The organism is Vibrio sp. 1641, from assembly GCF_033339995.1.
In the GTDB taxonomy this organism is placed as follows: Bacteria; Pseudomonadota; Gammaproteobacteria; order Enterobacterales; family Vibrionaceae; genus Vibrio; species Vibrio alginolyticus.
The window spans coordinates 32,275-55,331 of the sequence record NZ_JAWOVP010000012.1 but is presented as its reverse complement, the minus strand read 5'-3'; the positions used below and the strand labels follow the sequence as shown (position 1 = coordinate 55,331).

The following is a 23,057-nucleotide window of genomic DNA, read 5'->3' as shown; positions in this document are numbered from 1 at the left end:
CTGGTCGTATTTGGGTCGGGTAATACACATTTTGGTTGTCGAAGAAACGATAGACCCCAGTTTCTACCTCAAATCCAATAACTTGCTTCTGTAGGCTACTGACATAAATTGTTTGTAACGTCCTTACATCAACCAACCTCAGATCAATGCCTACATTAATGACTGCTCTTCTTACTCCACCTCCGATTAATCCAATAAATATGAAGGGGTTTGATTGTTATCAAGACTTATAGAGGAAATGATGTGAGTGTGGTAAGGAGCCAATACATTATTAGTTTAGCAACAGGAAGCTTAGCGTTAGTGCTTAACTTAGAAAGTGTGTATGAGTCGTTGAAGGATTAAGAAAACACTTCTTAAGTGGAATCAAACATAGTACAAGCGTATGAGTAGTGATGCTGCCTGAGTTGTTGGCACCCTGGGTAGAAGATACTTCTTGTTTACAATTGTAAAACACCCTTGCAAAATAAATAATTGTGGTAAGCAGTAGCGGACTCATTTGTTAAGCCACTAGCATAGTGGGCTTCTTACAATCAACGGCGAAGCTAAAATCAGAAAAATATAAAACTTAGCACACATGGTGTATCTGTTCGTTGCCATTTGTTACTTGGTGACGTTTTGAGCATTAGAAATAATTTTTTGTAATTAGAGGGTATATATGGCAACTCAACTTGAAGAGTTTGAGCCGTCGGCTTGTTTAGATAAAAAACAGTCTATACAAGCCTACATCGATGAAGCGGCAAACACTGGTGAGCCTGCAATCATTGCAGACGCTTTGGCGGCTGTAGCAAAGCAAAAAGGTATCGAGAACACTTTACACCCACCTGATAATCCATCGTTGTCATCGTTTATTGCATTGGCAAACTTGTTGGGGGTATCTGTTAAGTTGGGGATCAATCGTACATGATAGCTTTAAGCTATTCCGGCTTTTCGGCAATTTCTCTGTAAACTCGTATCTGATTAGAGGAGCGGGAAGTGCGATAGCTGTTTAATCTGAGGTCGATTGACTATCTACATAGGCTTTTAGTGTTTCAGTTGCCGCACAGCAAAGCATGTATGAGAGCATAGAGCGGAGAATCTACATTGTCTCCTGAGGCGCGTATTGGAATTACCTAAATCATTGTGACATAAACACTCAACTTAAGTGAAATACCGAGCGTTGCGAACCTAGCTTTAAACGCTTTGCTAGGCATTTCTCATGTAGTTACACGGACCAATCTTACGCGGCTGCAACCCATAGCCCTTAGCTTCATAGATTTGAAAAATCGTGTGTATTACATAAAGAGGAATAACTAACTCTTCTTTTTTAGAATTTTGCTGCTAAGCCATTGAGCAACGCTATCACAAAAATAACCATAGCACCGTAAACACAAATCCCAACGTTTGGTATGGGACATACCAAACGTTGGGAATCAGTCTTAAACGTATTGTTATACAAATTTAGTAACTGTATCTAAAACCGAGACTAGCATTGATCCCACCACCATCGCCAATTTGATCTTGATACCTTTTAATACCGCCATGATATGAGCAGGTACCAGAACCGACGCTATCGGATTCAGTACCGTCATTACACTCAGTTGGTGAGGTCAGATCAATGTGATAGCGATAGCCTACTGATAATTCTGCGTTCCAGTGCTCAGAGATTGAGTAGCTCCCTGTGAAACCTACGGGAAATGAAAGAAGTGTATTAGTGTTCTGGAACCGTTCATAATCGATGTATGATATGCCAACACCCATGTTGAATAGTAAGTCTAATTTTTCACCATCGATTAATTTAAAGTTATAAGCCCCAGAAAGATCAAAATAGCTTAGATCATCAGAGCTATTCATCATATCTAATTCTAGGTATATAGTTTTGTCTTCCTTCCATGCATATCCAATCGTTACGCCTTGAGCTGATGTTGATATTTGGTCGAATTCTAGTTGTTGAACTCCATATTCAACGTATGGACCAGAGGCAAATACGTTGCTACAAAATAATAACGAGGCAAGCATTAGATGTTTATTCAAAGTATTACTCCTATATTTGAGGTAAGCTTTCCGTGTTGTATGTTTTCTGTGCTTAAATATTTGTATAACGCTCTGCTAAGGGGTGAACAGCGTAATACTGAAGACGACGTATGCTACCTTAAACACACAAAGCACGCATAGTAAAAATGCCACGTGTTGCGACTCAATCTTGAACGCTTTGTCATGCGATTGGATCACGATAATTAACTTTAGTTATTACTTACATTGACATGTGCAACCTTGCTTACTATCTGTTAATTCAGTCATTTATGACTAGGAAGCAACTTAAATCAATTAGGAGAAAAATACATGGCTGTGAAACACACACCAACAGGAGTCGTACATAAAGGCGTTAAAGGCGGAAATACTGGGTGTGGTACTGATACCAAGAAACATTCAGATCATTGGCAAAATTCACATGAACGTATTACGTGTGATAAAAATGGTTGTAAAAACTAGCCGATATTCTCACTTAATGTATTGAACAAGTCCTTTGGGGCATTATTCGTGCCCCTTTTTGATCCTATCGCATAACGTCCCTTTAAAGTTCTTGAATAGTTTTTATGTGTTTAGTCGGCTTTGTTGCGTAATTCGGTCAGAGAACCCAACAGCCTGAAATTGAGTAATTCTTATACAACATACTGAGTTGTAGGCATACCAAGCCCTATAAGTTTGTTTAGCGCTTTAATAATGGCGTAAGTCTCACCAACCTGAGCATTGTAGTTTCTCAGGCTTAACCACCCATCTAACAACTGCTTCACTCGATACATTGCTGTCTCTGATAGTGAGCGTTGATGATAGCCGTACCGCTTTTTCCACTTATTGTTGGAGCCGTATAGCTTCTGGCAACCTACCGCTAAATTCCTAGGGTGACCATTCTCCCAAAAGGCTGCCCCTTCTCTTGGAGGAATGAGTGGAAATTACAAGACTCGGAGTAAGAAAGTTCCTTTGTTCTTAATTGTTTTGGCGCACTTATGAGCAAATGAATGCTTCGAATTGAGTTTCAGATCGGCCTACTGAAAAGTTAACTATTCGAAAGGTTTTGAACTTTAATTTCTACCGACAGGCATTGGTCACTGGTATAAAATCTTGTTAGTTTTTTAGGTAGTCGTTAAGGGAGCTACTGAAATGAGAAATACGAGCCTGTAAGGGTTGGCCCCATCTTAAAACTAGAATTTCTCGACCCGTTATCTATTAATGAATAGTAAACTTTTTGGTGCGCTTGGTATCGATAGAAGCTCTATAGATGGCCCAATAAGTGGAGACATTACCATCAGACCATTTTGGCTAAGCTTACCATTGCGTTCGGTACTGCGCCCGATTTTTGGTTGAACACCCAACACGCTGTTGATGTTTGGCAAAGTCACCGTGCTATTGAAATTATTCAGCAAAGCATTACACCTCTTGTAACTACCAGATAGATAAGCGATTGACTCCCACTGCCTGTGTGCAATACTGGATGCATTAAACATTTTTGAAAAGTTTCACGGTATGAGCAAAAAGATTGCGGGGGTTAGCCTCCCACCAGCAAAACCTACTGATTTTATTAAAGTAGTAGAGCTAATCGACAAGCTAGACCCAATTAAATACGGTTTTGATAGTAGCGGTAATTACTTGCACTGGAATGACTTCCAGTACCGTTCAAAAGAGTTTAAAGGCGACCAAAAGGGTTACGCTTGGCATGCCCTAAAAATTAGACGTGGCCTTAACGACATTTCGCTTTTTGATGAAAATGGCAATCCGTTCCAGCTTAGTGCCGCCAGTCTCGACGCTAAGCTATTCCGCATCGATAAACAGCTTAAACTAGAAGATTTGCCGCTATCTGCTCAAGACAAAAAGGCACACCTAGTGAAAAGCGTGATTATGGAAGAAGCCATTAGCAGCGCTCAATTGGAGGGAGCGGCCACAACGCGCAAGGTGGCCAAGGAAATGCTTGAAACAGAACGTGAGCCTAAAGATGACTCCGAACGGATGATTATCAATAACTGGCGTTTGATCATGATGGCCGATGAACTTAAGGATGTAGAGCTCACACCAGAATTGATTAGCGGGTTTAATGGCATCGCCACCGATGGAGTGTTAGAGAATGAGCACGTTGCTGGCCAATACAGAACGGATGCCGTCATGGTTAGAGACGTGGCCACTGGCGATATTATTCATGAAGCGCCAGAACATGAGCACGTTTTGAAGCTCATCGAGCAACTATGTGACTTCGCCAACACCGACCATACCACCAGCACCAATTTTATTAACCCAATCGTTAAGGCTTGTATTCTGCACTTCATGATTGGCTACATTCACCCATTCATGGACGGCAACGGGAGAACGGCTAGGGCGCTGTTCTACTGGTTCATCCTTAAGCATGGTTATGAGAACTTTAAGTACGTCTCGATCTCTGCGCCACTTAAGAGCGCGCCAACCAAGTACGTTAGAAGCTACGTTTACACCGAAACGGACGACAATGACTTAACGCACTTTGTGGACTACCAGCTAACGGTCATCATCAATGCGATTGAGCGCTTTAACGAGTACATCAAGTCTAAGATTGAAGATACGAGAGAGGTGCGCGAACTGCTAGACGACTCCAAGCTTAAGGGTGTGTTGAAACTGCCGCACATTGTGATTCTGGCCAAGGGATTAGAAACCGCCGGACGTGTCTTTTCAGTTAAGGAAATTCAGTCTGATTTTGACGTGTCTCATACCTCTGCGCGCAAGTATCTTGAGAAGCTGGTGGAGCTGAAATTGCTGTTCAAATCAAGGGATGGCAACGAGAATACCTACATTGCACCAGCCGACTTGAAAGATAGGCTAACCAAAGCTTAAGAGCATCAAAAAAGCCGCCTAACTGGCGGCCTTTTTGTGGGGAATAGAATAGGCTGGTTTGGCGATTAGAAATCTACCCAGTTGTATTGCAGTGTGATAGCTGGCTTAACAAGTGCTGCTGAATCTTCTGTCGATAGGTCGATCACGTCTGAACGTACTTTTACGTGCTCCAAACGGAATCGATGCGAGGTTGCACCCTTACCCTTAGTTGATTCAGGCGTAGACTCGATAACGACAGTGACCATTTTCTTTTCACGAACGATCTCACGTAGCATTTCTAGCACGGTACCTGTGATCGTTTCTACGCACGTCACCGCGATTTCGCCTTTGTTCTCAAGGGCACCATTTTGGATGTAGCCCAAGCCCATTTGGCCAAAATCTTCTACATCTGCACGACCCATTGCTGGAAACTGAGTCGAACGCACCAAAACGCTAAGATTAGGGTATTCTTCGATTTTCATCTCGAACTCTGTACCCATCATCTTTTCGCCAGCTTGGACGTTCTTCGTGAATCTCTGTTTTAAGAAATTCATATCGCCTTTTGCGTTAAATGCTCCGGCCATAATTACACCTATTCTATTGGAAGTGGTTTGGAATCTGTGACTGATTAATCATTTGCTTAGGAGCGGCGGTAATAGTTACCGTGTTGTAAGCGAAATTCCCGTCTCGCGTCTTAGGTGCGTTAATGTCATAACTCACCTCGCTAATACGCATGGGTAGATTGAGCGCTTTGCCAATCTTGAATCGCGCATCACTTGGAACACGGCCACCAAGGCCATCGGAACTGACTGGAACAGTATTTTGGAGCTCGGGACTTATCATCTGAGCCAGGTATTTAATGGGATCATTGACCTCTGATTTGGCATTGGTGAACGCGACAAATTTCAGCGTTGCTGTGATTTCTGGTGGTTCGTTTCCTTGCCAAACTTGCTGACTGTTCCATAGTGTTTTACTCGTCTTATCCGACACGGTTTGTGCGACTGAAGACGTTTTATCTAGGGCATTGATGTTACCCACGGAATCGCCCTCAAACGGCGCTTCCCATATCGCTCTAAAGGCAAGCTGACACTCATCAGTCATGTAACCAATGACCGTAACCTCTTGACCGCCTATGACTTGTGTAATGGCGCATTTATTGTGGATAGACACGCCATCATCATTAGGTACGCCGACAATTACAGCCATTGCTTACCCTTACTTGTCCATACCGCGAGAATCGCGCATGCGGTTAGACTTTTTGCGAGCTGCTTTAGCCGATGAGCTGTGAGCTTTCGCGCGCGCTTTCTTAAGTGCTGCTTTTTGTGCTGCACTCATACGGCGCTTACGGCGATTCGTTTTGATGTAAGTTACCTTGCCATCACGGATCACTTTCTTAAGCGCTTCAAGCATCATGGATTCACGAACGGCGAACTCTGCAATCGCTTCGTCTGAGTCCACGTTGTCTAGGCCACGCTCTAGGGATTCAAAGATGCGATCTGCTGCTTCTGGATCTTCCAGTGCTTCTAGCATGTCGCCCTCTTTTGGCTGGCCAACTTGAGCAATGAACTCGCTAGCCGCTTCCTGTAGCGATTCGTATAGTGCTACTTGGCCATCGGTTAGCTCGGTATCGTCATCGCCACCAGCCATGCCAAATAGCATTGCGTCTAGGTTGTCGATTGAGCTGTCACCACCGTTAACCCACTGAACACAAGCCGCTGCTGCGTCTTGGCGAGCCATGATGGTTGATGCACGATTGATGGACTCAAGAAGTTGATCTTCTGTTACAGACTCAAAAAATGCAGTTTCAGTTTGTTCCTGCTCGGCCACTTGTGGCATCACAAATGGGCGAGCAAGAACAGAACCCTCAGAAAACATTGATTTCATTCTATTCTTGCTCTTATGTTGATTAACGGATTAGTACAGGTTCACCAAGGATTCGACGCGCAGAGCCAGTTGGACAGAACGACCAAGTGACTTTCCAGTAGTCGATTTCCACTTGCTTAACTTCCAACGTCCAAGCGTTCTCGCCGTCTTGTGCTGGATTACGAGGTGTCACTAGCGCACCAACGGCTTCATAGCCTTCAAGGATGCTGGCCATACCGTCAGTTAGACCCTCAAGCGTTGCACCGTCAGGTTGGTGTTTTAGGCGATTACCTAGTGCGTAGAAGTCGCGTGAGATAGCGTCAGCAATAGACACGACTTGCTCAAAACGTAGGTAGTTTTCAGCCGCAGATGACGTTAGAGAGTCATCAATGAACAGGTTGCCGTTTTCGTCTGTGCCTAGTTTGTTTAGACGTGCCTTGTACATTTCTTGGTAGTTAGGCTCGCCAGCACCTTGGGTTGGTTTTAGGCCAGTACGTTGGATAACAGCACGTTCAACACCTGCTGGTGTGTAGTGCCAACCGCTGACCGGAGAGGTCTTAGCAACGCCAAGCGCTTTAGCTGCAAAGCCGATACCCGAGCCGCCCCATACCGCCATGTTGCCGTAGAAACGACACTTAGCTTGGTAAGGGATATGCACGAATGAAGCGCGATGGTTGTTGAAGTTCAGACCTTTTTTGAACTCCAATGCCGCTTCGTGCGTTAGGCGAGGATCAATATCGAAGTAGCCAGAAATGCGTTTGTCTTTACAGATTTGCGCTAGGTCAGTGATTACCGCTGTTTCGTAGCAGCCCAAACCACAAACGTAGTTGTAGCTGTAAACGGTAGTGCGTAGTGCTTTCACTGCTTTCTGGTAATCTTCAGCCGTAATGTCGCTAATATTGCCGTTGGTTGCGCCAGTGAATTTGGTTTGAGCAATTGCAGTAACTTCGCGTTTCGCTACTTCTGCATCGATACGACAAGTTAGGTACTGCGAACGTTCTTCAAGAACAGTCTCAATAAACGCAGCGCTACCCATTTGGTCTACTGCTGTAGGCTCTAGGGATACAACCCATTCTTCTAGCACTACAGAGCCACCAGCCGCCTGTTCTTCCGCTAGGGTAAGAGTGAACATGCCTGCGCCGTAAGTCGCTTCGTCTGCTTTCGCAAGCGTGATAGAGCGGTTGTCGGATTGAGCACCGTCTTTGATAGCGATCGCTAAAAATTCGCCATCTTCAAGTGACAGGTCAGCCGAGTAGTTGATTGCTTCATTTGTGATCGTTACTTCGTCTGCTGGTTTGGTTAACTTGATAGCTGGATAGGTAGCCGTTTTTGGTACGACACGAACCACAAGGCCATTACCGCCGCGCAAGGCTTCATCAAGAACGCGCATGCCGTCAGCCAATTTGCCAAGGCTTGAGTGGTAAGGCTTACCTAGCTTGTCTAGGAAGTTAGCCGCCGTTACCGGAATCACTTCGAACGGCTTACCTTTTTGAGACACAATCACACCGCCAAACACTAGCTGGTTAGAGCCAGTGCCTTGCTTAGGTGTCGAGTCAGCGTTAATTGGCGAAACCGCAACTTGTGAGACGTTATCCATTGAAAATTCAATCTTACTCATCTTCTGTCTCTTTCAGCGTTAGATCCTGTGCTGCAAGCTGGTCTACAATTTCTTGCAAACCCGCTTGAGCAATACCTTTCACCGCAATCACGTTGTCTTTCGTCATTTCGGTTAGTTGCTCAACCGTTGTCACACCGTGGTTAATCAGGGCTTTTTCAACGCTCGCGCTTAGCTCAAGTGCTGATAGCGCTGTGCCTTTGTCGCTGGTGGCTGTGTCTGGTTTCGTTTGAACTTCTGGTAAAACCGTTGGCTCAAGGCGAACCGAAACGAGGCCGTTTGGATAGGCCGCTTCCACTTCGTGTTTGAAGCGGTTCACGTTGAAAACTGAGAGAGGGAAATCTTTGGCCAGTGGCGGCATAACGCGACCCTGAACCGTGATTTCCTTTGGTGTGTGGTTGGTGATTAAAACGATCGTTTCTTTCATCGAATCCCCCAAGAGCGGCAGCCCGTAAGACTGCCGCTTACTTGCCTTATGCCGCTGCTGCTACAGGAGCTTCATCGATAAGTTTCACGCGGTAGAAGTAGTCTTCTCCGTCGAATGGATGGATTTCGCCGTAGGCCAGTTCGTATAGCGTGTTAGACGCTACTAGACCTTTACCGATTGGATGCGTGTACATGGTTGCTGCGATTGCATCACCTGCTACGTAGCCCGCTTCTGAGTGAGAAGAACCGCGACCGTAACAAAGCATGTCGTTCGTACCGATCACTACCGGACACTCGAACACTTTCCACATGCCGAACAACTTACCTGCGTAGTGGATAGCGTTTTTCTGTTGGTAGTTAGCCGGAGCTACGAAATATGGAGCACCTAGTGACTTAAGGATTGTTGACGCGCCAGTACCAGCAAAGATACCTGTCATGCCAGTTGTGCGAGTCGCTTGTAGGATCTTCGTAGAAACGTATAGAAGAACTTCGTTTAGACGTTCACGATGTAGACGCCAATCTTCACCAGCCGATACGTAGATATTGAATGTTTCTTCGCGCGTACAAGCAAAGTCCATATCTACTAGGTGGCGAGTCGCTTTTTCCGATGCCAATGTGTTGCGCATGTGGCTCATCTGTAGAGATTTCAGATCTTGGCCAAACTCGCGTTGCATTGTGAACATCGCTTGAATAGTCGCGTCTGCTGCGATTGCGTTTTGACGTGGGCGCAGTGTGCGAGAGTCCATGTCGTGATCGATCGTTGGGATCAGGTCAGGACGTCTTTCAATGTCTACTTCGAACTCGATGTGCAGAATCGTCCCTGCTGGTAGGGCTGATGTTGGAGTGACGGTAACTTTGCCTTTTGCATGGTCTATCTGACAGTTAATAACCATACCATTGTGAGTACCTGTCATTATTTGACTACCGTTGCTGTCTAGGTCGCGAGCCACACGTTTATGGTTAATAAATAGGGAAACAGATGTCTTCGTGAATGGGATTTCAAACTTGGTGTGTTGTAGGTCAGTCTTAGAGTCAAAGACGTGGGTTGTCTTAGTGCCGTCTGGTTGCTGTTCAGAGACAAACTTGTAGCGCTGACGCATAGACGAGTATTGGCCAACCGTTGCTTGGTCGATTTCAGTCCCCGCTGCGAAGTCACCAAAATTTGAGCCAGTGCGGCGGTAAACTTTGAAGATCTCAACTTCGTTCGCACCTGCTGGGATCATGGTTACAGCGTCAAGTGTTGCTGTCTCAAGGAGAACAGGAAGCACTAGGCCAACCATCTTCGCACGAATTTCAACACCCTCAGATGTTGATAGAGATTGACCGATAGACTCAAGCATCATTGCGCCTGTTGAGCCATCACGCTTAGCACCCTCTAGCGTCATCATGTTACGCATAGTTGCGTGAGCTGATGCCATTAGTTCATCACTAGGTAGGTGGCCGTAAGTCTTTTCGTATTCTCGCACCGCAGACTGCATGCCTGATACGATGCTAACCGCTGTTTCTTGAGACACTGACTCGAACATAGGCTCATTCGCAATGGCTGACAAAATAGCCGCGCCACGAGAATTGTCGTCAGTTAGAAACATGCCTGTTTGTGAATCGAATTGGGATTCGATGCACAGATTACGCATTGCTTGAGCGCCTAAATGAATCGCCTCAATGCGTTTGTTGAAGTTAGAACGTTTATCTGCCATGTAAATAAACCTTAATTATTAATTGATTGTGTTCGGAATGGTTAAGCGCTGAAAAGCGGTAAAAATTCGCTCGATTTCGGATAGTAATTAAGATTTATTTCGAAAAAAATAGGGGTAAAAGCTCGCTTAACTTATTGTTATATAATGAATTTATTTCTTTTTGTGCGCTTTTGTGGGAATGGTAACGACAGGGGATTTCTATGTCGTTGAACGTGTGTTTTTGTTGAGAGAAAAGGGGATAGGAAAGGGCATCTAAAAAAAAATTAAAAAATTTTCAGTTGTTATAGGGTTCCTGCCAAAAAGCCGAACACGTTGCTTAGTAGCTCTTGTGTGTCAGTCTCTAAGCTTGGAAGCTCAACCCCATAGAAAACGGCCAAAAAGTCACGAACAATGAGTTGATAAATGACCACCAGCGCGATGCTCCACATCATAGCGGCGCGTCCAGTACGTACCAATGTGTAAGAGCTGGCCGCTTCAAGCTCTGCCAGTTTGTAGGCAAACTCTTTGCGTTCTTCGTCACTGGTAAACACACGATCACCAAACTCGGTCAGTTCGTGGATAATGCCACCTACTTTCTCGCTGGTGGCGCTCTTAAATAGACTACTTGTAAACACTTTTGCTAGTCCCATCATTAGTTGCTCTCTTTAATGTGTTCTGCGAACGCTTCTGCCAGTGCTACGGCTAGCTTTTCGCGCAGTTCCAATCCCTTTTGTAACGACTCGTCGTTAGACAAAAAGAACGGCTCCAAAATCACGGCTGGCATTTTGGTTTTCATCAAGAAACGCCAACCGCGAGTATCAGTACCAGTGTTCGAGATAGGCTTAAGGCCACGATCACGCTGTCCGATAAGTCCAGCCACCGCTTTTTGTAGACGCTGAGCAAGTGCTTGACTCTTGTCCGACTTATGCCAATGCAATGTCTCTGAACCTTGAACTGACTTATTGGCCACGCTGTTACAATGTAACTCGATGGCATAGTCAGCGCCCGATTCGTTCACATCACCGATCATCCGTGAGTAGGTGTCTCGATACATGATCACTGGAAGAATGTCTCGCTTATGTAGCTCGGCGGCCAATAAGCTGGCTAGGGGATGATTATAGCCATACTCATTCATTCCGAATGTTTCGTTGTAAGCGCCGCCATCTTTAAAACTATGGCCAACAACAATACAGACTTTTTTCATTTTATAAATTCCCAAACTTAGCTTAACTAATATGCACTTAGGTGTTGACTGTGTTCGGAATGGTAAATATATTTGCTTTACCAGATCGGCATCCCAATCGACTGGTGTCAACCAACGTTGAAACTTCATTTTTAACCTTTGTAATAGCTTCTTGCGCCGCGAACACTTACCTCGCGGCTTTTTTTTGCCTGCAATTTAGAAAAAAAACCAGCGCGAACGCTGGCTTTGCTTGGATTATGGTCGGTTTTGAACGGGCTCTATCTTGTTTGATTTGAAGTAATCAAGAACAGGATTAACTCGATAGGGTTCTACGTGGAAGCTGGCCATCACCTGATCTTTACGCATCAAGTAAAACTGATTTCCGCTGTATCGAACCGCATCAAATATCACGTTCATTCTGCACCCATCGTACATGTATTCTCCCTCAACACTGAGGCTTTTGCGTATCACAAAGGATAGTCGCGCTTTGGTGGATTTAAGCTCGTTTCGAGCTCTAAATAGGTTAATTGCTAGTACGATGATGAGCGACATTAATCCGTATAGTTCATATGCGTTTAAATAAACTGAATAACTCATTTTGTCTTTTTTCTAGTGCGAATAGGAAAGGGATTAGCAACAAAAGAATTCTACAGTCTAAATACCTCTGCTGTCGCGTCTTTGATGCTCGTTTTTTTCGTCTGGTTGCTACAAATGGTAAATGAAATCGACTTAGTGAAGTAGCCTAACGCTAAGGTGCGTTCCTCTTTCGACGCAATAATCATTGTGTCAATCACCGCGCTTGAGCTGGTCATGCCACCAGCAAGGGGAGCCATGATCTCGTTTAGCACATTCGCTTGGCTTTCTAGTTCCGGCGGCAAGTCTGGTGGCGGTAAGGTTGCACCGTTATCTGACTCACTGCCGCTTGTTGGTGGCGTTAATGCAGTATTGATTTGCGCCATAAGAGATACGGCTGCATCCACATGGCCAGAAAGACCATTGATCACTGCCTCAAGCGCTTTCAGTTCTTCCTTGCTGGTAATTGGCAAGATACTCGGAGCGGGTACGTTGTCCTCTGTACCATCAACCTTGTGTTTGATGTTCACACCAATAGACACTTGTTCGAGGTCGGTTGGATCGGTGATCAACACTAGGTGCTCATTCCATTGCGTTAACGTGGCCACCGTTGCGCTCACTGAGTCATTCAAACCCTTAAGCGTTACCACTAACTGCGATGCGCCTTGGTAGTCCTCAATATCCTCGCTCACGCAGCCTGATAGCTTCCCTGACAAAGTTTCACACTTCACCTTAAGGGATTTGCCTCGGGTAAGGTTCTCCGCTTCCTTAAGGCCGCCTACGTCTAAAAACTGGCGAAACTGTTCGATTTGCTCTTGTGTGTCTAACATCAAATTGCCTCAATCAATCGTCATCAAGTCGTTACCGTTTACCAGCGTAGCGCCACACCCAAGGGCATCGCCTACCACGGCGACCGGAACGCCATTAACAGTAAGTTTTGAACTACCAGTAATAACGCCTACGTGCGGCGGGTTATCTGGTTTTACGTGCATGACGGATATATCACCCGTACCTAATACATTGATTCCATTCACTGTCAGTAGTGGCTGGCCAGAAACAAAAACACCTGGACTAAAGCCACCATGACCACTATCCACACTCCCTACAATTCCTACGGCTGGCATAGTGCATTACCCTAATGTAAATGGAGCTGCGGCAGCCTTAACAGCGAACTGGCCACCAGCATCGATATTGACGTTACCACTCGCTTTAATGGTCACTTCATTGCCCTCTAGGTTGGCTTTACCGGAGGCTTTTACGGTTGCATTACCACCCGCTTCGATGTTCGCATCGCCTTTCACTTTGATAGTTAGTGCGCCTCCGATTTGCTCCAATGTGTTCCCTGTTGAGCTGCGAAACGCATTGCCCTCGACGTGGATAACACATTGGCCATCTGGTGTGATTTCAATGGCCGTGCCGCTTTGGGTATGCGTTACTGAGTAGCCGCCTTGATGCGTGATGAGCTCGCGCAAACCAAATCGCACAAAGAGCGCATCTTTGCGGTCATAGGCCGGTGGCTCGGGTTCTCCATCGGCTCGTTTAGGCTGATAGGCTTCTCCGTTCACCTCGCTTGGTAGGTACGACTCATAGTTAGGCGCGTAGTAAAGCGATCCGGTAATACGGGGATAACGGGTATCGCCATTTCGAGGAAAATCCACCCAAACCAGATCCCCTTTTTCCACTGGCACTGCATGGCCACCACTCGGTTTTGCACCTAATGGCAGTAGAAACTCGGCAAAAGGTAAATCCTTATCGGGGATTGCATCCCAATAACCAAGCAAGCGAACGGATACCATGTACAAGCCTTTCGGATGGACGGTATTTACCACTTCGGCCTGATAGCTACCAAACAAGCGGTTAGTGACGTTGGTGCGTGTTCTGTTCTCTGACGAATCGCTCATAGGTTGCGTACTCCCAACTCGATACGACACTGATACCGGTTCCCACGTTGGCAATGGGCGACACGGTTCATGATTTGTTTCTCTGGCATGGACTCATCTAGCTCGGTAGCGGGTAGCCGTTTATGGAATAGCACTGAGCACACCGAAAGAGGCATAAAGGCGGTATTTCCGGTAAGTTCCACATCCAAAATAGGGATGATGGCCATGTGTTGATTATTCAGGGCCTTGGCTTGTGGAACGCTGACCATGACCATCGCGCCCGAACGTTGGCCACCTTGGAAGCCCTCGACGGTATCCCAAGAGGCATAGTTACGGTTAAGAACGCGCTCAAACAGGGCTTCCTCTCCGACAATGGAGTAGTTTGCAATGCTGTGCTCTGCTTCCTCTGGATTCGACTGTTCCAGCTTGAATTGCTCGCTCATATCCATGTTCTTGAGCGACTTAAAGTGCATAACACCACGGCAGATAAACGCCACTGAGCCGTAATCTCTGGCCACTGTTCGAATTAAGCGAGACTTAGTACCACCAGCATTTAAATGGTACGTAGCGCCACGCTCAAAGCTGTCACATTCGATTTTTAGCTCGGGTAACAGCTCGGCCAGAATGTCTTTAGGCTGCATTTCAACAAAGAATCGAGGCGTTGTGACTGGCTCTTTAAGTAGGTGCGCATCCTTTTGGAATGCTTGAACGGTAAGCATACCGTCAGCGCTGGTGGACTTGGCCACAATGAATTTTTCAATCCAAACCTGATCGCCTCGCTCGTTCACATCGGCCATCGTGACCTCGATCTCTGAACCGCGCTTAATCCCGTAGTCATCCCGATAAACGGCAGCCTGATCCATGATTTCCATAACCACCTTATTGCCGTCCATCGAAGCACACTCAATGTAGGTAAACGAATGAATGTGCTCGATAGGGATGTCATTTTCGTTGGTGACAACTTTTTGGGCGAGAAAGTATTCTTTATTACTCAATGACTCGGCCTCCCATACCAATCGCGCCCTGACGGACAGTGATCGACTCGGCCTCATAAACTTCTGCAATCACTTCAAAAGAGATTGAGGAAGCAAACAGGCGAGTATTTTCATGGTCTACTTCGGCGGGTTCGGTCATCGCATCTTTACGGCCACGTATCTCGATGCTGATTTCCATTTCAGTACCCGCGAGCATGGTTTTCGCTCTGAATACATGCTTACGCTTGCCCTTGGTATGACGTAGCCAAACCATTAAACCTAGCGCTAGGCGGCTAAGGGTAGACTGGTTCCAAGCTAGGGCATTAATGCGGTAGGTAAGCGCGACAAAGGACTTATTAATCACGGCATAAGGCTGGCCTTGTTCATTGGCCAGTTCGCCATAGTCAGCAATATCGACGTACTCCGCGCCATCAACAAACCCAATCACCGGATCGCGCGTGATGTAGCAAACAGGTAAAAGCTCATTACGGTTTGCTTTCACCTTGTCGCCCAACTTTGCCGTTAACTTAGATAGGAATGACACTGGATCGTTAAAGTTGCCGTAGTAAATCTTTCTCGACTTATCACGGCCAACAAAGCGAGAAAACTCACTGTTCTCTCGCCGTTTAGTGTCAGTCACAACTAAGGAATCAAGCACGTTCTGGAAAAAGGCAGCTACCGCACGGTCAATGTCGGTTAGCTCTGTGTGTTCTACCTTGCCATCGAATGTCACTACATCGCATGGAATTTCAAAGAACGTCTCATCCAGTTGCATGATTAGTCCTCCAAATCGTCCAGCTCGTAATACTTACGGCCTTTAACGATAGTGATGCACTTATCGCTTCGGTGTAAGGTCACATCGAACTTGTGGAAGTTGCTCGTTAGGATAGGTAGGTAAGCCGATACAGGCTCATTGCGTTGGTAGCCGTCTCGCGTTTTACGGCCTTTACCGGATCGGTTGCCCTCATAGATTTGAATGACCGCGCAATCAAAATCAATCTTGGCCATGTCTGCGATCGCTGCATCGAGATCTTTGCACATGTTAAGTACGTCCGCGCATAACATGACGCAAAAACGGCGTTTTGAGCTGTCAATTTCGGCAATATTGTTTACTACGCCTTTCGCTTTCGAGTTAGGGTCATAGTGAGTGACCGTCATGCTCTGCTTGTGGTAGTTGGTAAGGTATTCTTCTGTTAGGTCGGGAAATTTACCACAACCAAAGCTAAGAATGCTGTTCGCGTATGACCAGTTAGGCGCAAGTCTGCTAAGACGCTTTGCACTGACTGGCACTTGCTTTCGGCTAGTCTGTAATGTCATGCCCACTCCATGATTGGAGCGGCGCTTTAAGGATGGGTTGGAATAGGGCTGATATTAACGTTAAAGCTCGACCACTTCACCGTCTTGTATGTATTCACCTATGTAAAATAAAACAAGATAAGCACTACTTTCAACGGAGTTAACGCTCATTGAGAACGGTGAAGGGGTAGTAAGGAACGCTTATAAATAGAGTTACTGACGGTCGTATATTTCGTTTGTGTCTCTCTGCTTTTCTAGTTTTCGTCATTCTTCATGAACTGAACCTGAATTGAAATCTCACACTAGGTTAAGACGTTGTTATCTACGATATCAAGTAATTTTCAATTACACGATATAAAAAGTTAAGGGACAATATGGAACCAGTAAGCATCATCGTTATTACACTAAACGAAGAGAAACGCATTGGGCGTCTGATGGAGGACTTGAGCAACCAAACCCATAAAAAATTTGAAGTTATAGTAGTTGATTCAAACAGTGATGATACTACGTGTGAAGTTGCAGAAGTTTACGAGGGGTCGCTACCGGCATTAACCATTCACAAGATGGAAACTCGAGGTGTTAGTCTTGGGCGAAATACTGGAGCTTTATTAGCTAAGCACAATCGTTTGTTATTCTTGGATGCCGATGTACGCCTGGACCCAACCTTCTTGAGTAGTGCACTTAGTCAACTACAGAGGGAGCAACTTGAGGTTGCAGGAGTTTACATGAGTGCAAAAGAACTCCCGTTGGTGCATAAGTTGGGCTACGGCTTGTTTAACTTTGGTATGTTTGTTACCCAGTTCACGTTTCCTACTGCTGTTGGAGCGTGTATTTTCTCCACGAAACAAGTGCACCAAAAGCTGGATGGCTTCGATGAGCAAATAACTTTGTGTGAAGACTGTGACTACGTTAAACGAGCTAGTAAAACATGGCGTGTTCGCTTTCTTCACTTAACGTTTGGTTTTGACCCACGTCGATTGGATCAAGATGGCATTTTCAAGATGGGCTTTACTTACCTCAAAGCTAATGTGCGCCGCTTCTTGTTTGGAGAAATGCGGAACAACGAAATGGAATACAAGTTCGGTCACTACAAGTAACAGTGAGTTGTGAGCATGGTTGAGGGAGCAAGCCTCTTTATTGGAGCTTTGTTGGACGCACTGATCGGTCCCAACTTGTTCATTCCTGGAGAACCATTTATGTTGGCCGCCGGTCATCAATTGCAACAAGGCATCATTACTGGTGTTATGGCGGTTTTTTTAGGAGGTTTTTTAGGCGATCAACTGAGTTTCATGATCGGCAAAAGAATAGGTGGGCGTTCGCAAAGAAAACTTATTCAATGGCGTCCTGGTTTACGTCGTCACGTTGCGAGGTGTCGCTATCTATTGTGGCATAAAGGAAACTACGTTTTATCTTTTGCCCGTTTGTTGGGGCCTCTTGCGTGGGTGGTTCCGTTTATTGCTGGCTCTCAAAACATTGATTGGCGTCGATTTACGCTATTCTCGACGATCGGTTTGTTACTTGGAGTGGGGCAGTTTGTTGCGTTGGGTTATATCGCTTCTATTGGTATAAAAAAGTTTCCATTGATAGAACATATTGAGCGGTTCGTATTAGAGCATCAGCTGAGCCTGTTTGTGCTTGCTTCGTGTGTAATATTCTATCTGATTGGCCGTAAACTGAAGTGGCGATTTATGTTTACCAAGCTTACGATGTTTTTTTTCGTATCAGCGCTCTATGTTAACTATGCTCATTTTTTCTTTCGTGCTGACGATCATCAAGAGCTATACCAAAGTAAAACGACATTGATGGCTATGACTGAGGTATCGCTTAGTAATTTGAATCTTAAGGTTTACCCAGGTAAGTCTCTTGTGTTTGACGCGCAAGCGATCAATGTGATGTATATTGGAGAGCATCCCAGAGAGATCATGGAGGAGCTTGGTTGGATTGAAAACAAGACCTTTTCCTGGCATGAGCTTGAAGTAACTGACTATCTCCAGCTGTTAAAAAAAAACACGCCGCCAGTGTCTGACCTTTTTTGGAATAATGTTCCACAAGAGTTAGCTTTCCAGTTGCCGGGTAGTTTGTTAAAGCGTAGTCATATTCGTTGGTGGCAGGCGGGAATCGATATGGAGACGAATAAGAAAATTTGGGTTGGCGCTCTGAGCTATGATAATGGCTTGTCTTTGACACCATATTCGGGGATCGTGACGATTCTTCACCGTGTTAACCCAGATGTGGACAAAGAACGTGATAAACTCGCACAACAACTGAGAGCGGCTGTACCAAGCAAGAAGGTTGCATTGATTAACTATAGTAAACCAGTAGCCCTTGATGAAAATCATGACTACTTTACCGATGGGCGAGTGCTAGTTATCCAAGAAGAACTTTGAGAGTAACGTAAGGTCTTATTCTTGCGAGTAGCTAAATACACCTTAATCTATAAAAGCTCTTTGTGCCTGTTTTGGTTACGTTAGGTGACTATTTGAGGACAAAATTTTCCCAGCCTAGATTACCTAGTCGTACTAGTCCAGATAAGGGCGATTTTATCATTTTCATTACGCCTTAACTTGCTAGTTTGTTATCACAAATAGAAAATATAAGGCTATAGAAGAGACAACTGCAGTCGTTAGATAAAGTGATTTGTAAAGTTCAATTTTTGCTTTTCTGGGTAATTTCTTTCTGAGTTTAGCCCAACGAGGAAAAGCTTCATCTGTTTCGTCTTGTTTGAGTGCACGAAGCTCCATTTCTGCAAAAGAATAACTAGTTATTACCGCAGACAACATAAAGGCTATTGATGTATACGCAAGCTGTTTATCCGAAGCATTTTTGAAAAATGAACTTAGCAATGTGATTTGACCACCTGCCACTGCAGTATAGAATGAGGCCATGTACTTACCATAATCAATTTGTAATTTAGATACTTCTAATGAGTACATCTTATCATTATGACTCTTCGTCTTATTTATGTGATATCTGATATATACCTCCTGATTTAAAGCCTATTGTGTGCATAACAGTTTGGTTGGGTTTTCGACATGGAATACGAGAATCTTCATGCAGCCTTGAGCACGAAAAACGATGCGTGGAGAACAGTCAAACGCTGGATATCAAACTTAAATGCTATGCTCTATCACATTTAAATTATTACTTAATGCATCAATTGGAATTGGGTGACTTAGATAAAACCCCTGAGCTAGTTCACAGTCTAATTCCTCAAGAACGTACAGCTGTTCAGGAGTCTCTACCCCCTCCGCAACCACCTTTATCCCCAGCCCCTTTGCGATATTTACGATTCCGGAGGTAATTGCTCTCGAACGATAGTCAGTAGTAATGTCTTTAATGAAACTTCTATCTATTTTTACTTCATTGACGTCTAACTTATTGAATATGCTAAATGAAGTATAACCAACACCAAAGTCATCAATAGAGAATGTTACCCCATACTTCTTCAGTCTTTTTACTTGTTCTGCGCATTGTTCGATATCGTTTAACGTGGCTGTCTCTGTGATTTCAAAACATAGGTATTTCGCAAAGTCAACGTCTTGTTTTAGGTGATTTTCGATGCAGTACATGCATTCAACACTATTTAGCTCTGTAGCCGAAATATTGACCGATATGTATTGGATAGCACGTCCCAGGAGTTGCGCTTCTTTAAGTTGCTTTGATGCTTTTTTGAGAACTAGGGCTGTTAGATCACTACAAAGATTGTTCTCTTCTGCTAGTGTTACAAACACAGCGGGCGATATATTTCCATACTGATGATGTCTCCAGCGAGATAGCACTTCAACTCCAGTTATTACTTTATCTTTTAAACGATACTTTGGTTGATATACTATTTGTATTTGTTCTTCTCTTATCGCATTACGCAGATCTGTAATCATTTTCTGTCGCTGTCGATCTTGCATAGCGAGTTTCTTGTCGTGATATTGGGTAGTGTTTTTCGTGATTTTTGCTTGAGCAAGTGCGTGTTTAGCTGATGACATGAGCTCTTTAGCACTTTCACCATCAAATGGATAGAGCGCAACACCAATAGAGCATGTCAAATCAAGGCCATGACGTTTTGAGTGTTGGTTAAATTTTTTTTGAACACGTGTTAGATGTGTGTCTACTTGGGTTTCGCTGTGCATATGAATCAGGCAAGCAAAACCATCAGAATGAATCCTCGAAGAGAAAAGTGAAGAGGCGGCAGTCGAGTTAATTGATTTTGCGATGTCTTTCAGAAAAAGATTGCTTTTTGTAAAGCCGATCCGGTCTGCAACGGATTTGAAATTGTCTATATCAAGAAGAAACAAAGCATAATGGTCACTCTCTTGTGTCCTATCGAACTTTTGTTCTAAATAGCGAAAAAACACGTAGGGGCTATGCAAATCTGTTACATAATCAATGTCATTAGCGCGCTCGAGCTCTTTGTTGTTCTTCTTAATCAACCCCGACAGCAAAACAGAAGTAAACACAACAAATAGCATTCCCTTTAGTGACTGAACCAAGGTGTATGCCTGTAGATTTGTAGATAGAAGTTCTAGCGCTTTGTCTGAGAATAGTACCCATATTGACGCAAATACAGAGTAAGATAAAACGAGTTTAACGGAGCTGAGGGAGTTCTTTTTCATATAAACCAATCTATTGCTGGCCCATCGCTTGCAGATGAACCAATATTCATATTGGTAAAGTATCATTACGTTCCATATCAATCTAGTAATTTATCAATATGGTCATATATAATGTTAAATTTAACGTATTTCCTATCTACTTAAACTAGTCGCTACATTAATAACCTCCAACTTAAGCCCTTCCAATATTTTCTAGAATTTATCGGCTATTTGTAGAAAAAGTGGGGTTACTTGGTATCTCTGTCGACAGCTAAGTAACCTGGATACAACGGTCAATAAAGGTGGCGTATATCCTTGCGAGCTATCAAATCTATTGAAAGTTGGTTTAACGGATTTTCAGTAGTACTTACAATCATTTCGAGCAAATCAGAGGATGACTCAATTTATGGAAGGTATGGGTGAATCAAAATGGGTGAGAGATAAGTTAAATTTAAGGCAACTCATTCTATTTTTGAGTATTTTTAGTATGTTAGTCACCCTTCTGAACGCTTTTTCTTCCATATATCGGGTCCAGCATGAGCTCATTGTTACTAACACTATTGAATCCAATCGTGTTTACGCTGAAAAAATGGCCGAAATTACGGACATGTTCATTGAAGCAAGCTTGTCTCAACTAGAGTACAGTGCACTTAATCTTAGGAGCAGGATGGGAGATTCAGGTGCGTTAAAACAAGAGATAGAACGATTAAGACTTCAAACTAACTCTTTTAACTCTGTGGTCATCGTTAATGCGAAGGGAGTCATTGTGTCTGTATCACCGGAAGCAATACAAGTGAAAGGCGTCCGGTTAACAAGCGAAAGTTCGCTACAATCATTAAATGCTAAGGCTCCAATCATCACTAATCCTTTCATATCCCCTGCAGGTAATTATCTGATAAGTATTTCTCATCCTATCTTCTCAGAACAACAAGAGTATTTAGGGTATATCAGTGGTTCTATTTATCTCGATGAGAGAAACATGTTGATGAGTATACTTGGGCAACATAGTTACAACGATGGGTCATACATCTATGTTGTTGATAAAAACCAGACATTGATTTATCACCCTGAGCCCCAAAGAGTTGGAGATGTGATTGTCAATAATGAAGCTATAAATGATGTTGTTCAAGGAAAGAAAGGCGGAAAAATTATCACCAACTCTTATGGGCTGCACATGCTTTCTGGATACGCACCAGTTTATTCTTCAGGATGGGGGATAGTTGCTGAGAAATCGGAAAGTTTGACTGTTTCCATACTGAATGAGCAAATGTTGAGTGTGCTAATAGAAACCTATCCAATTGGTGTTGTCACACTATTAATGATATGGATATCTTCAACTTTTATCTCAAAACCGTTATGGCAACTAACTAGTGTAGTCAAAAACTTTGACAGTCGTGCTTCTGCTCTAAGAGATTTAAATGAAGTAAAGCCTTGGTATTTTGAAGCGTCACACCTGAAGCGTTCGTTTGTCAGTACTCTTAAAACTGTATCCAATACCATTGATCAACTGCAGATCGACACCTTAACTGATTCTATGACTGGGCTGTTAAACCGCAGAGGTTTGGATAAGGCTATTGAAAATTTACGTATACAAAATACTCCATTTTCTGTGCTCGCCTTAGATATTGACTACTTTAAAAAGGTCAATGATAACTTCGGACATGACGCTGGTGATATCTTACTCAGGAATGTAGCTAATTGTATCAAGGTTCAGGCTCGAGAGGGGGATATTGTCTGCCGTTCTGGTGGAGAAGAGTTCATGGTCTTTTTAATTAGGACAGGCATTCGTCAAGCTGAAAACGTTGCTGAAAGAATTCGACAATCCATTGAATTAAATGAATTTGATATTGTTGGTCACGTGACGATTTCTATCGGGGTGTCTCAATGGTTACCAGAAAGTGAGCCTATTAACGCTATTCTGAAAGGAGCTGATGATGCTCTTTATCATGCAAAGAATAACGGAAGAAACAGAGTTGAGGTACATAAGGACAAATAACCTCATTAACCATTTTGTCGCTTACTTAGATTTATTTGTACATCCAAACGTTACGCACACGCATAATGTGTAGTATCTAAACGTACTTTCTAGTTTCTCACGCGATTACATTAGGTTATACCCGTAGTTGGACAAAACCATCCAGCCTTGTGAGATGCTCCTTTGTCATCTCGACAA

Annotated in this window: 23 protein-coding genes and 1 pseudogene; 5 read left to right on the top strand and 19 right to left on the bottom strand. The window is 44.1% G+C overall.

Annotation, left to right across the window (positions count from 1 at the left end; all coding sequences use genetic code 11):
- Positions 1-655: 655 nt before the first annotated feature.
- Entirely contained in the window at positions 656-904 is a 249-nt protein-coding gene (locus tag R7Z47_RS19055) for a hypothetical protein (RefSeq protein WP_017635630.1), read from the top strand.
- Between the two features lie 533 nt (positions 905-1,437).
- Here the strand turns inward: R7Z47_RS19055 and R7Z47_RS19050 are convergent.
- Both R7Z47_RS19050 and R7Z47_RS19045 read right to left on the bottom strand, forming a co-directional pair.
- Positions 1,438-2,010, bottom strand: a complete 573-nt coding sequence (locus tag R7Z47_RS19050) for a hypothetical protein (RefSeq protein ID WP_318130497.1) — start codon at positions 2,008-2,010, stop codon at positions 1,438-1,440.
- 629 nt (positions 2,011-2,639) lie between these two features.
- A pseudogene (locus R7Z47_RS19045) lies at positions 2,640-2,927 on the bottom strand (IS5/IS1182 family transposase); the annotation flags it as partial.
- Between the two features lie 574 nt (positions 2,928-3,501).
- On the opposite strand from R7Z47_RS19045, the gene R7Z47_RS19040 reads away from it, so the two are divergent.
- On the top strand, positions 3,502-4,833 hold the full coding sequence (locus R7Z47_RS19040; RefSeq protein ID WP_318130495.1) for a Fic family protein: 1,332 nt from the start codon (positions 3,502-3,504) through the stop codon (positions 4,831-4,833).
- Positions 4,834-4,898: 65 nt separating this feature from the next.
- Here the strand turns inward: R7Z47_RS19040 and R7Z47_RS19035 are convergent, their stop codons facing one another.
- The 15 genes from R7Z47_RS19035 to R7Z47_RS18965 all read right to left on the bottom strand — a co-directional run bounded on the left by R7Z47_RS19035 (position 4,899) and on the right by R7Z47_RS18965 (position 16,319).
- Positions 4,899-5,396, bottom strand: coding sequence for a hypothetical protein (locus tag R7Z47_RS19035; protein ID WP_017635634.1), 498 nt, complete (start codon positions 5,394-5,396; stop codon positions 4,899-4,901).
- A gap of 13 nt (positions 5,397-5,409) precedes the next feature.
- Positions 5,410-6,018 carry a hypothetical protein gene (locus R7Z47_RS19030; RefSeq protein WP_017635635.1) on the bottom strand — a complete coding sequence of 203 codons (609 nt, stop codon included), beginning with the start codon at positions 6,016-6,018 and terminating at the stop codon, positions 5,410-5,412.
- Between the two features lie 9 nt (positions 6,019-6,027).
- Positions 6,028-6,696, bottom strand: a complete 669-nt coding sequence (locus R7Z47_RS19025) for a hypothetical protein (RefSeq protein WP_140203484.1) — start codon at positions 6,694-6,696, stop codon at positions 6,028-6,030.
- Positions 6,697-6,718: 22 nt separating this feature from the next.
- Entirely contained in the window at positions 6,719-8,293 is a 1,575-nt protein-coding gene (locus R7Z47_RS19020) for a hypothetical protein (RefSeq protein WP_140203485.1), read from the bottom strand.
- Positions 8,286-8,717, bottom strand: a complete 432-nt coding sequence (locus tag R7Z47_RS19015; RefSeq protein ID WP_054577210.1) for a DNA-directed RNA polymerase subunit alpha C-terminal domain-containing protein — start codon at positions 8,715-8,717, stop codon at positions 8,286-8,288. Before R7Z47_RS19015 ends, R7Z47_RS19020 begins: the two co-directional genes overlap by 8 nt.
- A gap of 46 nt (positions 8,718-8,763) precedes the next feature.
- Positions 8,764-10,413, bottom strand: a complete 1,650-nt coding sequence (locus tag R7Z47_RS19010) for a hypothetical protein (protein ID WP_318130488.1) — start codon at positions 10,411-10,413, stop codon at positions 8,764-8,766.
- Positions 10,414-10,694: 281 nt separating this feature from the next.
- The gene (locus R7Z47_RS19005; protein ID WP_318130485.1) at positions 10,695-11,045 is read right to left on the bottom strand and encodes a hypothetical protein; all 351 of its coding nucleotides are present in this window, start codon (positions 11,043-11,045) and stop codon (positions 10,695-10,697) included.
- Positions 11,045-11,596: an N-acetylmuramoyl-L-alanine amidase gene (locus tag R7Z47_RS19000; protein WP_054579146.1), complete on the bottom strand. Its 552-nt coding sequence runs from the start codon at positions 11,594-11,596 to the stop codon at positions 11,045-11,047. The genes R7Z47_RS19005 and R7Z47_RS19000 overlap by 1 nt, the downstream gene beginning before the upstream one ends.
- 234 nt (positions 11,597-11,830) lie before the next feature.
- Complete coding sequence (locus tag R7Z47_RS18995; protein ID WP_146192901.1) at positions 11,831-12,010, bottom strand: hypothetical protein; 180 nt, start codon at positions 12,008-12,010, stop codon at positions 11,831-11,833.
- A gap of 212 nt (positions 12,011-12,222) precedes the next feature.
- Complete coding sequence (locus tag R7Z47_RS18990) at positions 12,223-12,978, bottom strand: hypothetical protein (RefSeq protein ID WP_318130481.1); 756 nt, start codon at positions 12,976-12,978, stop codon at positions 12,223-12,225.
- 9 nt (positions 12,979-12,987) lie between these two features.
- The gene (locus R7Z47_RS18985) at positions 12,988-13,272 is read right to left on the bottom strand and encodes a PAAR domain-containing protein (RefSeq protein WP_042522745.1); all 285 of its coding nucleotides are present in this window, start codon (positions 13,270-13,272) and stop codon (positions 12,988-12,990) included.
- A gap of 6 nt (positions 13,273-13,278) precedes the next feature.
- Positions 13,279-14,049, bottom strand: coding sequence for a hypothetical protein (locus tag R7Z47_RS18980; protein ID WP_140203490.1), 771 nt, complete (start codon positions 14,047-14,049; stop codon positions 13,279-13,281).
- Positions 14,046-15,023 carry a hypothetical protein gene (locus R7Z47_RS18975; RefSeq protein ID WP_318130479.1) on the bottom strand — a complete coding sequence of 326 codons (978 nt, stop codon included), beginning with the start codon at positions 15,021-15,023 and terminating at the stop codon, positions 14,046-14,048. Before R7Z47_RS18975 ends, R7Z47_RS18980 begins: the two co-directional genes overlap by 4 nt.
- Positions 15,016-15,777, bottom strand: coding sequence for a hypothetical protein (locus R7Z47_RS18970; RefSeq protein ID WP_269129204.1), 762 nt, complete (start codon positions 15,775-15,777; stop codon positions 15,016-15,018). The genes R7Z47_RS18975 and R7Z47_RS18970 overlap by 8 nt, the downstream gene beginning before the upstream one ends.
- Positions 15,778-15,779: 2 nt before the next feature.
- On the bottom strand, positions 15,780-16,319 hold the full coding sequence (locus tag R7Z47_RS18965) for a hypothetical protein (RefSeq protein WP_269129203.1): 540 nt from the start codon (positions 16,317-16,319) through the stop codon (positions 15,780-15,782).
- Between the two features lie 353 nt (positions 16,320-16,672).
- Here R7Z47_RS18965 and R7Z47_RS18960 point away from each other — a divergent pair, with 353 nt between their 5' ends.
- Together R7Z47_RS18960 and R7Z47_RS18955 are read left to right on the top strand one after the other, a co-directional pair.
- Positions 16,673-17,395 carry a glycosyltransferase family 2 protein gene (locus R7Z47_RS18960; protein WP_213868184.1) on the top strand — a complete coding sequence of 241 codons (723 nt, stop codon included), beginning with the start codon at positions 16,673-16,675 and terminating at the stop codon, positions 17,393-17,395.
- Positions 17,396-17,410: 15 nt separating this feature from the next.
- Complete coding sequence (locus R7Z47_RS18955; protein ID WP_213908328.1) at positions 17,411-18,685, top strand: LssY C-terminal domain-containing protein; 1,275 nt, start codon at positions 17,411-17,413, stop codon at positions 18,683-18,685.
- Between the two features lie 180 nt (positions 18,686-18,865).
- On the opposite strand, the gene R7Z47_RS18950 is transcribed toward R7Z47_RS18955, so the two are convergent.
- Both R7Z47_RS18950 and R7Z47_RS18945 read right to left on the bottom strand, forming a co-directional pair.
- Positions 18,866-19,231 (bottom strand): hypothetical protein, encoded by a 366-nt coding sequence (locus R7Z47_RS18950; protein WP_213868186.1) that lies wholly within the window; start codon positions 19,229-19,231, stop codon positions 18,866-18,868.
- A 177-nt stretch (positions 19,232-19,408) separates the two neighbouring features.
- Complete coding sequence (locus tag R7Z47_RS18945; protein ID WP_213868187.1) at positions 19,409-20,905, bottom strand: putative bifunctional diguanylate cyclase/phosphodiesterase; 1,497 nt, start codon at positions 20,903-20,905, stop codon at positions 19,409-19,411.
- A gap of 385 nt (positions 20,906-21,290) precedes the next feature.
- Between R7Z47_RS18945 and R7Z47_RS18940 the strand changes: the two genes are divergently transcribed.
- Positions 21,291-22,880 (top strand): sensor domain-containing diguanylate cyclase, encoded by a 1,590-nt coding sequence (locus R7Z47_RS18940; protein ID WP_250156410.1) that lies wholly within the window; start codon positions 21,291-21,293, stop codon positions 22,878-22,880.
- Positions 22,881-23,057: the final 177 nt, after the last annotated feature.

What these genes read in the sequence shown, in the direction of transcription:
- R7Z47_RS19005 (WP_318130485.1), bottom strand. Translation starts at nt 11,045, where the DNA reads ATGATGGGACTAGCAAAAGTGTTTACAAGTAGTCTATTTAAGAGCGCC.
- R7Z47_RS19015 (WP_054577210.1), bottom strand. Translation starts at nt 8,717, where the DNA reads ATGAAAGAAACGATCGTTTTAATCACCAACCACACACCAAAGGAAATC.
- R7Z47_RS19025 (WP_140203484.1), bottom strand. Translation starts at nt 6,696, where the DNA reads ATGAAATCAATGTTTTCTGAGGGTTCTGTTCTTGCTCGCCCATTTGTG.
- R7Z47_RS19000 (WP_054579146.1), bottom strand. Translation starts at nt 11,596, where the DNA reads ATGAAAAAAGTCTGTATTGTTGTTGGCCATAGTTTTAAAGATGGCGGC.
- R7Z47_RS18940 (WP_250156410.1), top strand. Translation starts at nt 21,291, where the DNA reads ATGGAAGGTATGGGTGAATCAAAATGGGTGAGAGATAAGTTAAATTTA.
- R7Z47_RS18955 (WP_213908328.1), top strand. Translation starts at nt 17,411, where the DNA reads ATGGTTGAGGGAGCAAGCCTCTTTATTGGAGCTTTGTTGGACGCACTG.
- R7Z47_RS18950 (WP_213868186.1), bottom strand. Translation starts at nt 19,231, where the DNA reads ATGTACTCATTAGAAGTATCTAAATTACAAATTGATTATGGTAAGTAC.
- R7Z47_RS19020 (WP_140203485.1), bottom strand. Translation starts at nt 8,293, where the DNA reads ATGAGTAAGATTGAATTTTCAATGGATAACGTCTCACAAGTTGCGGTT.
- R7Z47_RS19030 (WP_017635635.1), bottom strand. Translation starts at nt 6,018, where the DNA reads ATGGCTGTAATTGTCGGCGTACCTAATGATGATGGCGTGTCTATCCAC.
- R7Z47_RS18970 (WP_269129204.1), bottom strand. Translation starts at nt 15,777, where the DNA reads ATGCAACTGGATGAGACGTTCTTTGAAATTCCATGCGATGTAGTGACA.
- R7Z47_RS18960 (WP_213868184.1), top strand. Translation starts at nt 16,673, where the DNA reads ATGGAACCAGTAAGCATCATCGTTATTACACTAAACGAAGAGAAACGC.
- R7Z47_RS18995 (WP_146192901.1), bottom strand. Translation starts at nt 12,010, where the DNA reads ATGTACGATGGGTGCAGAATGAACGTGATATTTGATGCGGTTCGATAC.
- R7Z47_RS18980 (WP_140203490.1), bottom strand. Translation starts at nt 14,049, where the DNA reads ATGAGCGATTCGTCAGAGAACAGAACACGCACCAACGTCACTAACCGC.
- R7Z47_RS19035 (WP_017635634.1), bottom strand. Translation starts at nt 5,396, where the DNA reads ATGGCCGGAGCATTTAACGCAAAAGGCGATATGAATTTCTTAAAACAG.
- R7Z47_RS19055 (WP_017635630.1), top strand. Translation starts at nt 656, where the DNA reads ATGGCAACTCAACTTGAAGAGTTTGAGCCGTCGGCTTGTTTAGATAAA.
- R7Z47_RS18965 (WP_269129203.1), bottom strand. Translation starts at nt 16,319, where the DNA reads ATGACATTACAGACTAGCCGAAAGCAAGTGCCAGTCAGTGCAAAGCGT.
- R7Z47_RS18945 (WP_213868187.1), bottom strand. Translation starts at nt 20,905, where the DNA reads ATGAAAAAGAACTCCCTCAGCTCCGTTAAACTCGTTTTATCTTACTCT.
- R7Z47_RS19040 (WP_318130495.1), top strand. Translation starts at nt 3,502, where the DNA reads ATGAGCAAAAAGATTGCGGGGGTTAGCCTCCCACCAGCAAAACCTACT.
- R7Z47_RS19010 (WP_318130488.1), bottom strand. Translation starts at nt 10,413, where the DNA reads ATGGCAGATAAACGTTCTAACTTCAACAAACGCATTGAGGCGATTCAT.
- R7Z47_RS18990 (WP_318130481.1), bottom strand. Translation starts at nt 12,978, where the DNA reads ATGTTAGACACACAAGAGCAAATCGAACAGTTTCGCCAGTTTTTAGAC.
- R7Z47_RS18985 (WP_042522745.1), bottom strand. Translation starts at nt 13,272, where the DNA reads ATGCCAGCCGTAGGAATTGTAGGGAGTGTGGATAGTGGTCATGGTGGC.